This is a genomic window from Corallococcus sp. AB018 (assembly GCF_003986945.1).
Lineage (GTDB): Bacteria > Myxococcota > Myxococcia > Myxococcales > Myxococcaceae > Corallococcus > Corallococcus exiguus.
The window spans coordinates 13,639-26,862 of sequence record NZ_RAWR01000052.1 but is presented as its reverse complement, the minus strand read 5'-3'; the positions used below and the strand labels follow the sequence as shown (position 1 = coordinate 26,862).

Genomic DNA, 13,224 nt, shown 5'->3' with positions numbered 1-13,224 from the left:
GGATGTCATTCCTCGCCTGAAGCCAGTTGCCCTGATGCAAGCAGGGCGTCGATGTCGTCGCTGGTGTCCTGCTCCAGCAGGGCCAGCAGTTGCTCCAGCTCCGCCTGATCCGCCTGGGTGGACTGGGCCTGCACCAGGTGGACGGAGAGCCGGGCGATGCTCGGGTTCTCGAAAAGCGCACTCAGCGGCAGCTCGACTCCGAGCTCGCTGCGAATGCGGGAAATGGTTCGGGTCGCGAGCAGGGAGTGGCCTCCCAGCTCGAAGAAATCGTCGTGGATGCCGACGCGCGCCACACCGAGGATCTCGGCGAGGATGAGCGCCAGCTTCTGCTCCACGTCACTGCGTGGCTCGACATAGGGGTGCTCGGACGCGGGCCGTGCCCCGGAGACATCGGGCAGGGCCTTGCGGTCCACCTTGCCGTTGGACGTCAGCGGCAGCGCCTCCAGCGGCACGAACGCCGACGGCACCATGTACTCGGGCAGTCGGCTCTTGAGTGCGCGACGCAGCTCACCCACGTCGAGCGAATCGGGGCCATGGCCGACGACGTAGGCGACGAGACGCTTGTCGCCCGCGCCCTGGCCCTTGGCCACCACCACCGCTTCCTTCACCGCCGGGTGCGCTCGCAGCGCTCCTTCCACTTCGCCCAACTCGATGCGGAAGCCACGCACCTTCACCTGCGTGTCCGCTCGGCCCAGGAACTCCAGCGTCCCGTCCGCACGCCACCGCGCCAGGTCTCCCGTCCGGTACATCCGCTCCCCGGCCACGCCTCCGTGCACGTCCGGGATGAAGCGCTCCGCCGTCAGCTCCGCGCTTCCCAGGTAGCCGCGCGCCACGCCCTCTCCGGCTGCGTACAGCTCTCCGGCCACTCCCACCGGCACCGGACTCAGCGCCGCGTCCAGCACGTACACGCGCGTGTTACCAATCGGCTGGCCGATGGCCACCACCTCACCCACCTGACTGCCTTCCGTCATCCGGTGGCAACTGGTGAAGAGCGTGTTCTCCGTCGGGCCGTAGCACGCCGTCACCGGCACCTTCAGCTCTTCCACCACCCGACGCACGTGCGGCGCCGACACCACGTCTCCGCCCGTCAGCAACTGCTTGAGGCCGCGCAGCACTTCCACATCCGCGTCCACCACCTGCGCGAAGAGGCCCGCCGTCAGGTGCAGCGTCGTGACGCCCTTCCCCTTCACTACCCGCTTCAACTCCTCCACGTCTCCCACCGGGCCCGGCGGGTACACCACCAGCCGCGCCCCATTCAGCAGGCTGCCCCATACCTCCAGCGTCGAGGCGTCAAACGACACCGGCGCAATCAGCAGCAGCGTCTCTTCAGGGCCCAGGTGCGCGTACTTCGTCCCCTTCACCGTGCGCAGCACGCCCCGCTGCTCCGTGCACACGCCCTTCGGCTTGCCCGTGCTTCCAGAGGTGAAGTCGATGTACGCCAGGTTGCGTCCACCCACTCCACTCCTCGGCGCGTGCTTCGGCTGCTGCGCAAGCGTCTCCGCCATTTCCTCCAGCAGCACGCACTCCACGCCCTGCACCGGCAGCTTCTCCGCCAGCGCCCGCCGCGTCACCACCACTCGCGGCCTCACCTCCGACACCATCTGCTCCAGCCGCGCCTGGGGGTAGTCCGCTTCCAGCGGCACGTACGCGCCTCCGGACTTCGCGATGCCCACCAGCGCCACCACCAGCTCCACCGAGCGCTCCAGGCACAGCCCCACCCGCTCCTCGGCTCCGACTCCCTTGCTCCTCAGCAAGTGCGCCAGTTGGTTGGCTCGCTCATCGAGCTGCCGATACGTCAGCTTCTCTTCTCCGCACTCCACCGCCACCGCGTCCGGCCGCTGCGCCACCTGACGCTCGAATTCCTCCGCGATGCTGCTTTCGCGCGCGTACTCCTGCGCCGTCGCGTTCCATCCCTTCAGCACCTGCTGACGTTCCGTCTCCGTCAGCAGTGGCGCCGCTTCCAGCCGCTTGCTGGCGCTCGTCACCAATCCGAGCAGCGCCACCTTCCACTGGCTCAGCAGCGCATCCATCCCGCGCTGCTCGAAGCGGGAGGTTTCGTAGGCCAGCCTCAAGCGCAGCTTGGAACCCGGGATCACCGACAGCGTGAGGGGATAGTTCGTCCGCTCCCCGAGCCACACGTCCCGGACGTCCAGTTGGGCCGTCCTGCGCTTGAGGGAGTCATCGATGGGGTAGTTCTCGAAGACGAGCAGGCTCTCGAAGAGCGGCTGCCTGCGCGGCACGTCGGTCCAGCCCTGCACCTGCACCAGCGCGCTGTGCTCGAACTGCCGCTGCTCGGCCTGCTGCTTCTGGAGCCCCTTCAGCCACTCCGCCACCACCTCGTCCCCTGGCAGCTTCACCCGGACCGGGAGCGTGTTGATGAAGAGGCCGACCATGCCTTCGACGCCGTCCAGTTCGGTCGGACGGCCCGCCACTGTGGCGCCGAAGACGACTTCGCCTTCGCCCGCGTGCCGTCCCAGCACCAGCGCCCATGCGCCCTGCGCCAGGGTGTTCACCGTCACCTGCTGCCGCTGCGCGAAGCCCTGCACCGCCGACGATTCTTCCTCCGTCAGCTGCACATGCAGTTCCTGCTGGCCCTTGATGCTCTTCGAGCCACGCGCTTCCAGTGGCAGCCGCGTCGACGCGCTCACGCCCTTCAGCGCCTCACGCCAGTACGCCTCCGCCGTCTTCGTGTCCTGCTTCCCGAGCCACTCGATGTACTCGCGGTAGGCGGAGCGAGCGCTGCTTCGCGCCTGCGCGCCCGTCACCAGCGACTCGTAGGTGGCGAACAGCTCCTCCAGCACCAGGCCGAGGCTCCAGCCGTCCAGCAACAGGTGGTGGTGGCTCCAGACGAAGCGCCAGCCGTCTTCGCCCAGCTTCATCACCGCCATGCGCATCAGCGGCGACTGGCCCAGCTCGAAGCCCCGGCGGCTGTCCGCCTTCAGGTACTCGTCCAGCGAGCTCCGCTGCTGTTCGCGCCCGAGGCTGCTCCAGTCACGCTCCTCCCACGGCAGCTGCACCGTGCGCTGCACCACCTGCAGCGGATCCTCCAGCCCTTCCCAGAGGAAGCGCGTGCGCAGGATGGACAGCCGCTCCACCACCGTCTCCCACGCCTTCCTGAACGCCGAGACGTCGAGTCCGCCGCGCACCTCCCAGGTGAGCTGCTCGACGTAGACACCACTGCCCGCCTCCAGCAGCGAGTGGAAGAGCAGGCCCTGCTGCAACGGGGAGAGCGGATAGACGTCCTCCACGCCCTCGCCCCGGCCCAGCACCTTCTCCAACTGCGGAGGGCTCGCCTTCACCAGCGGGAAGTCCACCGGCGTCCACAGTCCCGCTTCGGACTCTGTCCGCTGCCGCAGCAGCTGACGCAACTCCTGGGCGTAGTGCCGCGCCAGTTCCTCCACGCTCTCGCGCCGGTGCAGCTCCCGGCCGTAGTCGATAGCCACTTCCAGCCGGCCGCCTACCACCAGACCGTTGACGCCCAGCACGTGCGCGCGCTTCTCGCCCTTCGCCTGCGCCTCGCCCGCCTTCTCCTTCGCCGGCGCGAAGTACTTCGACTGCGCCGCCGTCGCGTCCACCTGCCCCAGGTAGTTGAAGACGACTTCCGCCTTTGGCAGCGCGCGCAGCTTCTTCTGACTCTCGTCACTGCCCAGGTACTTCAGCAGCCCGAAGCCCAAACCCTTGCCGGGCACCCGCCGCACCAACTCCTTCACCGCCCTCACCCACGCGCCCGCGCCCTCCGCCTTCGGCGCCTCCACCACCACCGGGTACACGCTGGTGAACCAACCCACCGTGCGCGACACCTCCAGCCCCACTTCCTCCTCGCGCCCGTGGCCTTCCAGCTCCACCCTCACCCGCTCCAGCCCTCTCCACTTCTTCAGCGCCGCCACCAGTCCCGCCAGCAGCACCTCGTCCACTCGCGCACGGTACGCCCCGGGCACCTCGCGCAGCAGCGCCGCCGTCTCCTCACGGCTCAACTCCAGACGGACTTCTCCCTCCAGGCCCGTCTCATTGCGGCCACCTGCCTCGTCCACCGGCAGCGACGACACCTGCGCGGCGCCCTGGGCTTCCCAGTACGCCACCTCTCCTTCCACCTGCCCCGCGTACTCCTTCAGCCTCCTCGCCCACTGCTGGTACGAGGCGCTCTTCGGACCAAGCTCCACCTGCTCACACGCCCGCTCTACGTCCTCCACCACCACCCGCCACGACACGCCATCCACCACCAGGTGGTGCACCACCACCAGCAGCCGCCGGCCCTTCTCTCCCAGCTCGAAGAGCACCGCCTTCACCAGCGGGCCCTTCTCCAGCTCCAGGCTGCCCTGCACCCGCGTCGCCACCTGCTCCAGCTCCGTGGCCACGTCCTGCGCCCCGCGCAGGTCCACCTGCTCCAGCTTCAGCGCGCCCGCTTCTTCCACGCTCGCATTGCGCTGCTTCCACTCACCGTCCACCCGCTCGAAGCGCATCCGCAGCGCGTCGTGGTGCTTCACCACCTCGTTCAGCGCCTTCTCCAGCACCGCCGCGTCCAGCGCGCGCGAGACCTCCAGCAGCAGCGACTGGTTGAAGTGGTGCGGCTGACGCTGCTCCTGCTCGAAGAACGCCTGCTGCACAGGCGTCAGCTCCACCGGGCCTTCCACCGGGCCCTGCGCGGCCACCACCTGCGCGGCCTTCACCACCTGCGCCAGCGCCTCCACCGTCTGCTTCTGGAAGAGCTGCTTCGGCGTCACCTCCAGGCCCGTCCTCTTCGCGCGGGACACCACCTGCAGGCTCAGGATGGAGTCACCGCCCAGCTCGAAGAAGTTGTCCTGCACGCCCACTCGGTCCAGCCCCAGCACCTGGGCCCAGACCTCCGCCAGCGTCTTCTCCACCTCCGTGCGCGGCGCCACGTACTGACGCGCCAGCTCCGGGCGGACGCCTTCCGGCTCGGGCAGGGTCTTGCGATCCACCTTGCCGTTCGACGTCAGCGGCAGCGCCTCCAGGGGCACGAAGATCGCGGGGACCATGTACTCCGGCACCCGGCTCTGGAGCGCGCGGCGCAGCTCCCCTACATCCAGAAGCTCGGGGCCATGACCGACGACGTAGGCGACGAGGCGCTTGTCACCCGCGCCCTGGCCCTTGGCCACCACCACCGCTTCCTTCACCGCCGGGTGCGCTCGCAGCGCTCCTTCCACTTCGCCCAACTCGATGCGGAAGCCACGCACCTTCACCTGCGTGTCCGCTCGGCCCAGGAACTCCAGCGTCCCGTCCGCGCGCCACCGCGCCAGGTCTCCCGTCCGGTACATCCGCTCTCCGGCCAGGCCTGAGTGCAGGTCCGGCACGAAGCGCTCCGCCGTCAGCTCCGCGCTTCCCAGGTAGCCTCGTGCCACGCCCTCTCCGGCCGCGTACAGCTCGCCGGCCACTCCCACCGGTACCGGATTCAGCGCCGCGTCCAGCACGTACACGCGCGTGTTGCCAATCGGCTGCCCGATGGCTACCACTTCGCCCACCTGACTGGCTTCCGTCATCCGGTGGCAGCTGGTGAAGAGCGTGTTCTCCGTCGGGCCGTAGCACGCCGTCACCGGCACCTTCAGCTCTTCCACCACCCGGCGCACGTGCGGCGCCGACACCACGTCTCCGCCCGTCAGCAACTGCTTGAGGCCCCGCAGCACGTCCACGTCCGCGTCCACCACCTGCGCGAAGAGTCCCGCAGTCAGGTGCAACGTCGTGACGCCCTTCCCCTTCACCACCCGCTTCAACTCCTCCACGTCTCCCACCGGGCCCGGCGGGTACACCACCAGCCTTGCCCCATTCAGCAGGCTGCCCCACACCTCCAGCGTCGAAGCGTCAAACGACACCGGCGCAATCAGCAGCAGCGTCTCTTCAGGCCCCAGGTGCGCGTACTTCGTCCCCTTCACCGTGCGCAGCACGCCCCGCTGCTCCGTGCACACGCCCTTCGGCTTGCCCGTGCTTCCCGAGGTGAAGTCGATGTACCCCAGGTTGCGTCCACCCACTCCACTCCTCGGCGCGTGCTTCGGCTGCTGCGCCAGCTTCTCCGCCACTTCCTCCAGCAGCACGCACTCCACGCCCTGCACCGGCAGCTTCTCCGCCAGCGCTCGCCGCGTCACCACCACCCGCGGCTTCACCTCCGACACCATCTGCTCCAGCCGCGCCTGGGGGTAGTCCGCTTCCAGCGGCACATAAGCGCCTCCGGACTTCGCGATGCCCACCAGCGCCACCACCAACTCCACCGAGCGCTCCAGGCACAACCCCACCCGTTCCTCGGCTCCAACCCCCTTGCTTCTCAGCAAGTGCGCCAGCTGGTTGGCTCGCTCATCCAGCTGCCGGTACGTCAGCTTCTCTTCTCCGCACTCCACCGCCACCGCGTCCGGCCGCTGCGCCACCTGACGCTCGAACTCCTCCGCGATGCTGCTTTCGCGCGCGTACTCCTGCTCCGTCGCGTTCCATCCCTTCAGCACCTGCTGACGCTCCGCCTCCGTCAGCAGCGTCACCTCGGACAGCTTGCGCTCCGGCGCCGCGACCGCAGCCTCCAGCAGCACGTGCAGGTGCCCCAACATCCGCTGCACCGTCGCCGCCTCGAACAGGTCCGTGCTGTATTCCAGCGTCCCCTGGAATCCCTCCGCCGTGTCCGCGAGGGAGAGCGTGAAGTCGAAGCGGGAGGTGCCGACATCCACGTCGCGCAGGCGCGCGCTCAGCCCGGGCAGGTTCAGCTCGGCCTGAAGGTCCTGCTGGAGGATGAGCATCACCTGGAACAGCGGCGAGTACCCCAGCCGCCGCTCGGGCTGGAGCGCCTGCACCAGCCGCTCGAAGGGCACCTGCTGGTGCGCGAACGCGCCCAGGGTCGTCTCGCGCACCTGTCCCAGCAGTGTCCGGAAGGACGCCTCGGCCTCCAGCTTCGTGCGCAGCACCAGCGTGTTGATGAACACGCCGATCAGCTCCTCCACCTCCGCGCCGTGGCGCCCCGCCACCGGCGTGCCCACGCTCACGTCCTGCTGTCCCGAGTACCGCGACAGCAGCACCTGGAGCCCCGCCAGCAGCACCATGAAAGGCGTGACGCCCTCCGCACGGGCCAGCGACTTCAGCGCGCCGGAGAGTTCCCGGGGCAACTGGACCGGCAGCAGCGCGCCGCGGAAGCCCTGCACCGCCGTGCGGGGTCTGTCGGTGGGAAGGTCCAGCACGGGAGGCGCCCCCGCCAGGTGCTCGCGCCACCAGGCCACCTGCGCGTCCAGCACCTCGCCCCGGAGCCACTCCCGCTGCCACAGCGCATGGTCCGCGTACTGCACCGGGAGCAGTGGCAGCACGGGGGCACGTCCCTCGACGAGGGCCCCATAGGCCTGCACCGCCTCGCGCACCAGCACCCGCAGCGACCAGCCATCCGAGATGATGTGGTGGAGCGTCAGCAGCAGCACGTGCTCATGCGCCCCGAGCCGCAGCAGCGTGGCGCGCATCAACGGCCCGCGCGTGAGCTCGAACGGACGACGGGCCTCCTCACGGGAGCGCCGCAGGGCCTCGTCCTCGAGCGCGGCCGCATCCCCGCCCTGGACCTCCACCACCTCCAACAGCGGGCCGGCCGGCACGGGCGAGATGACCTGGACGGGTCCTCCCTCCTGCTCGCGGAAGCGCGTCCGAAGGGCCTCGTGACGCCGGAGCACCTCGCGGAGCGCTTCTTCGAGGGCGGCCACGTCGAGGGCGCCGTCGAGCCACACGGCGCCGGGGACGTTGTACGCCGGGTTGCCCGGCTCCATCTGGTCCAGGAACCACAGCCGCTGCTGCGCGAACGACAGCGGCGCCGTCTCGCCGCGAGCCACGGGCCGCACGGGGGGCAGCGCCGAAGCCAGCCCGCCTCCCGCCGCGGCCTGGAGGCGCTCCGCCAGGCCAGCCACTGTCGGGGCCGAGAACACGTCCCGCAGCGGCACCTCCACGCCGAACGACGCGCGCACCGCGGCCACCAGCCGGGCCGCCAGCAGCGAGTGCCCGCCCAGCTCGAAGAAGTCATCGTGGAGGCCCACCCGCTCCACTTGCAGCAGGCGCGCCCAGAGTCCCGCCACCCGCTCCTCGATGGGCGTGCGCGGCGCGACGAAGGCCTCGCGGCGCGGCTCCAGCCCCCGGCCCTCCGGCGCGGGCAGCGCCTTGCGGTCCACCTTGCCGTTGGGCGTCAGCGGCAGCGCAGCAAGCACCACGAAGGCCGAGGGCACCATGTACTCCGGCAGCCCGCGCCGCAGGTGCTCGCGCAGCGAGCTGACGTCCAGCGTGTGTCCCGGGCGGGGCACGGCATACGCCACCAGCCTCCGGTCCCCGGGCGCCTCCTCGCGGGCGGACACCACCGCGGCCTGGACGCCAGGGTGCCGCGCGAGGACGGCCTCCACCTCGCCCAATTCGATGCGGAAGCCGCGCACCTTCACCTGGAAGTCCACGCGGCCGAGGAACTCCAGCGTCCCGTCCGCCTTCCACCGCGCCAGGTCTCCCGTCCGGTACAGCCGCGCCCCCGGCCTCCCGCTGAACGGATCCGGAATGAAGCGCTCCGCCGACAGCTCCGGGCGGCCGCGGTAGCCGCGCACCACGCCCTCGCCGCCGATGTACAGCTCTCCCGCCACGCCTCCCGGTACCGGGCGCAGGTGCGCGTCCAGCACGTACAGCTCCGTGTTGGCCAGGGGCCGGCCAATCGGCACCGGCGACTCCGCCGCCCCCACCGTGTGCGTGGAGGACCAGACGGTGGTCTCCGTCGGGCCATACATGTTGAGCAGCCGCCGGGGCAGCCGCCTCGCCAGCGATGCCGCCAGCGCCGGAGGAAGGGCCTCACCGCCCACCATCAGGCAGCGCAGCGTGCCCAGCACCTCCTCGGCTCCGGGCTCCAGCAGCAGCGCCCGCGCCAGCGACGGCGTGCCCTGCAGGTGCGTCACCGCGTGCTGGCGCACCTCCGCCAGCACCGAGGCCGCGCCCACCTCGTCCCCGTGCACCACCACCTGGAACCCGCGCGCCAGCGTCCACAACAGCTCCAGCACGGAGATGTCGAAGGAGACGCTGGTGACGGCCAGCCACACCGGCCGGGGCCCCACCGGCACGCGCTCGTCCATGCCGGCGAAGAAGTTGGCCACGTTGCGCTGCACCACCTGCACGCCCTTGGGGCGCCCCGTGCTGCCCGACGTGTACAGCACGTACCCCAGGTGCTCCGGGCCCGCGCCGTCGCCGGGCCCGTGCTCGGACGCCTCGCCGCGCGCATCCGGCGCGTCCACCAGGACCGGGCGCACTCCGTCCGCGCCCAGCGTCCCGGCCAGCGACGCCTGCGTCAGCAGCAGGCGCGCCCCCGAGTCCTCCAGCATGTACGCCAGCCGCTCCGCCGGGTAGTTGGGGTCCAGCGGCAGGTATGCGCCTCCCGCCTTGAGGATGCCCAGCATCCCCACCACCAGCTCCACCGAGCGGCGCACGCACAGGCCCACGACGACCTCGGGCCCCACGCCCTCCGCGCGCAGCCGCGACGCCAGCGCGTTCGCCCGGCGGTGCAGCGCGCGGTATGTGAGGCGCTCCGTGCCGCACACCAGCGCCACCGCGTCCGGCGTGCGCGCCGCCTGCGCCTCCAGCAGCGCCGCGAGCCCTGCCTCCTCGTAGGGCCGGCGCGTGGCGTTCCACTCCCCCAGCACCCGCCGCCGCTCATCCTCCGACAGCAGCGACAGCTGGGAAACCGCCCGCGAGGGCTCCGCCACGGCGCCCGTCAGCAGCGTCTCCAGGTTCGACACCAGCCGCGCGGCGGTGGAGGCCTGGAAGAGGTCGGTGCTGTACTCCAGCGTCCCTTCCAGCGCGCCCTGGACCTGGTGCAGCGACAGCGTCAGGTCGTACTGCGCCGTGCCGGTGTCCACGTCCTCCAGGCGCGCCTCCACGCCGGGCAGCGCGGGCGACACCGCCGAGGCCGGCTGCAGGATGAGCATGGCCTGGAAGAGCGGCGCGTGGCTGCGCGAGCGCGCCGGCTGCAGGGCCTGCACCAGCAGCTCGAAGGGCACGTCCTGGTGCGCATAGGCGCCCAGGGTCACCTCACGCACGCGCGCCAGCAGATCCCGGAAGGACTTCTGTCCCTCCACCCGCGTGCGCAGCACGAGCGTGTTGATGCACACGCCCACCATCCCCTCCAGCTCCGCGTGCGTCCGGCCCGCCACCGGCGTGCCCACGCACACGTCCTCCTGACCGGAGTACCGGTGCAACACCGCCTGGAAGGCGGCCAGCAACACCATGAAGGGCGTCACACCCTCCCGCACGGCCAACTCGCGCACGGCCCGGGTGAGCTCCGCGGACAGACGCACGGGCCGCTTCGCGCCCCGGTAGGACTGCACGGGCGGCCGGGGCGCGTCCCCCAGCAGCTCCAGCACCTGCGGCGCGCCCGCGAGCTGCTTGCGCCACCACGCGAGCTGGGACTCCAGCACGTCGCCCTTCAGCCACTCCCGATGCCAGACCGTGTAGTCCACGTACCGCACGGGGAGCGCCGGCAGCGCGGCGTCCCGGCCCTCGCGAAGCGCGGCGTAGAGCGCGCCCACCTCGCGCACGAGCACGCCCAGGGACCAGCCGTCAGCCACGAGGTGGTGCACCACCAGCAGCAGCACGTGCTCCCGCTCCCCGGTGCGCAACAGGAGCGCACGCAGCAGCGGGCCGTGCGTCAGATCAAAAGGGCGGCACGCCTCCTCCCGCAGGCGCCGGTGCATCTCCGCCTCGCGCCGGGCCGCGGGCACGTCCGTCAGGTCCTCCACCCGCGGCGTCACGTCCAGGTGGGCGAGGACGCGCTGCACAGGCACGCCGTCCCGTTCGTCCACCGTGGTGCGCAGGGCTTCGTGGCGCCGCACCAGCGCACCGAGGGCCCCCGACAGGGCCGCCACGTCCAGCTCGCCGGTGAGACGCACGGCCGCGGGGATGTGATGCAGCGGGCTGCCCGGCTCCAGCTGGTGGAGGAACCACAGGCGCTGCTGCGCGAAGGACAGCGGCACCGCGTCCTCGCTCGACGTCCGGGTGGGCGCGCCCCGGTGGGTCCCCTCCTGCTTCGCGCAGATGCGGCGGGCCAGCTCGGACAGGCTGGGGCCCTGCAGGAGCACCTCCATGGGCAGCGCCACGCCCAGGCCGGTCTCCACGTCGTTCGCGAGTTCGACGGCGGCCAGCGAGTCCAACCCGTGGCGGGTGATGGGCTCGTCGAGCCGGAGCGACTCGGGGCGCAGCTGCAGCCGCGCCGCCAGCCGCGAGACCAGCCACGCCTCCACCGCCTCCCGCCGGCTCGGAGCGCCGGCCCCGCCCTCGGCGCGCGCCGTCCCGCCGCCCGACCCGGAGGACGGTGGCGAGGACGGCCCGGACGACGACCCACTCGACGGACCACCGGAAGCACCGCCACCGGAAGGACCGCCCTCCGGGGGACCCTCCTCCTCCCAGGCCAGCACGACGCGCAGCGAACCCTCCAGATAGGCCGCGCGGGTGGCGCGGCGCTGCACCTTGCCGCTGGACGTCTTCGACAGACTGCCCGGCTCGATGAGCACCACCGCGTGGGGCCGCACCTCGTGCCCCTCGGCCAGCCGCTGACGGATGGCGCCCAGGGCGACCTCGCCCGCCTCGAACTGCTGGCGCAGGTTCGCGTAGCGGCGCAGGTCCACCTCCTGGACCAGGACGAGCCGCTCCTGGCCGCCCACCTCCACGGCGAAGGCCGCGCCACAGCCGGGCCGCAGCGCCGGGTGGCTCGACTCCGCGGTCAGCTCCAGGTCCTGCGGGTAGTGATTGCGCCCGCGCAGGATGATGAGGTCCTTCATTCGGCCGGTGACGAAGAGCTCACCGTCCGCGTCGAGGAAGCCCAGGTCACCGGTGCGCAGGAAGGGACCACGCCCGTCCGCCAGCCGCCCCTGGAAGGACGCCTCGGACTCCTCGGGCCGCCGCCAGTACCCGCGCGCGACGCTCTGTCCCGACACCCAGACCTCCCCCACCACGCCCGGGGGACACGGCTCGCGCAGCTCCGGGTGCACCACCCGCAGCTCCTGATCCTCCAGGGACTTGCCGCAGCCCACCAGCGTGCGCGCCTCCGTGCTCGCGGACGGGGACTCGGCCCGGCCCAGCTCCAGCGCCTTGCGGTCCAGCGTGCGCAGCACCGGCACGTGGCCCTTCGTCGCGCCGGAGGCGATGAGCGTCCCTTCCGCCAGCCCGTAGCACGTGTAGAACGCCTCCCGGCGGAAGCCGCTCGGCCCGAACGCCTCCGCGAAGCGATCCAATGCCTCCGCGCGGATGGGCTCCGCGCCGCAGAACGCCACCTCCCAGCGGCTCAGGTCCAGCTGGCGCCGCTGCTCCTCCGACACCTTCCGCACGCACAGGTCGAAGGCGAAGTTGGGCCCTCCGCTGATGGTGCCCCGGGTGCGCGACAGCGCCTCCAGCCACCGGAAGGGGTTCTTGAGGAACGTCATCGGCGACATCAGCGTGCACGCGAAGCCGGCGTACAGCGGCTGGAGGATGCCGCCGATGAGCCCCATGTCGTGGTACGGCGGCAGCCAGATGACTCCCGCGCTGTCGGCGCGCACCTGGAAGGCCCCGGAGATGAGCCTCAGGTTGTGCAACAGGTTGCCGTGGCTCAGCATCACCCCGCGAGGCGTGCCCGTGGAGCCGGAGGTGTACTGGAGGAACGCCAGCGACTCCGGATCCGCCTGCGTGCCCCGCCAGCCTGCCTCCCCGCCTTCCGGCAGTTCGTCCGTGGCCACCCAGCGCAGCGCCGCCAGGTCCGGCGCGAACTCGAAGAGGGCCTCCTTCATCGACAGAACGAAGGACGTGGTGAGCACCACCGTCGCCTGCGCGTCCTGGATGATGGCCCTCAGCCGCGGCAGCGTCCGCTCCAGCCGCATCGGATCCGGCGGGTAGGCCGGCACCGCCACCACCCCCGCGTACAGACACCCGAAGAAGCCCGCCACGTACTCCAGCCCCGGCGGATACAGCAGCACCGCGCGCTCACCGGCGGGCGTGGACTCCTGGAGCGCCACCGCGATACGCCGCGCCCGCGCATCCAGCCCGCGATACGTCAGCTCCGCGTCCGGGCCGTCTTCTTCCAGGAAGGTGTAGAGGCGCTCGTCGGGCTTCGTCTCCGCCCGCCCCAACAACAACTCCACCAACGTGCCGCCACGCGGGGTAAGCCCTGCACCCATACCAAGCCTCAGAGATGTATGTTTCCCGGCTGCACCGCAGTTTTTACAGAGAGCCCACAATGCACGGAATGCAATTATGGCTGGGCTGACA

General features: G+C 71.2%; 1 protein-coding gene. It reads right to left on the bottom strand.

Features of this window, described 5'->3' with window-relative positions; genetic code table 11:
• Positions 1 to 5 precede the first annotated feature (5 nt).
• Positions 6 to 13,133, bottom strand: a complete 13,128-nt coding sequence (locus D7Y11_RS13460; RefSeq protein WP_126933891.1) for a non-ribosomal peptide synthetase — start codon at positions 13,131 to 13,133, stop codon at positions 6 to 8.
• Positions 13,134 to 13,224 lie beyond the last annotated feature (91 nt).

Bases quoted from the DNA above. Each gene is read 5' to 3' on its own strand.
- D7Y11_RS13460 (WP_126933891.1), bottom strand. From the start codon at position 13,133: ATGGGTGCAGGGCTTACCCCGCGTGGCGGCACGTTGGTGGAGTTGTTG.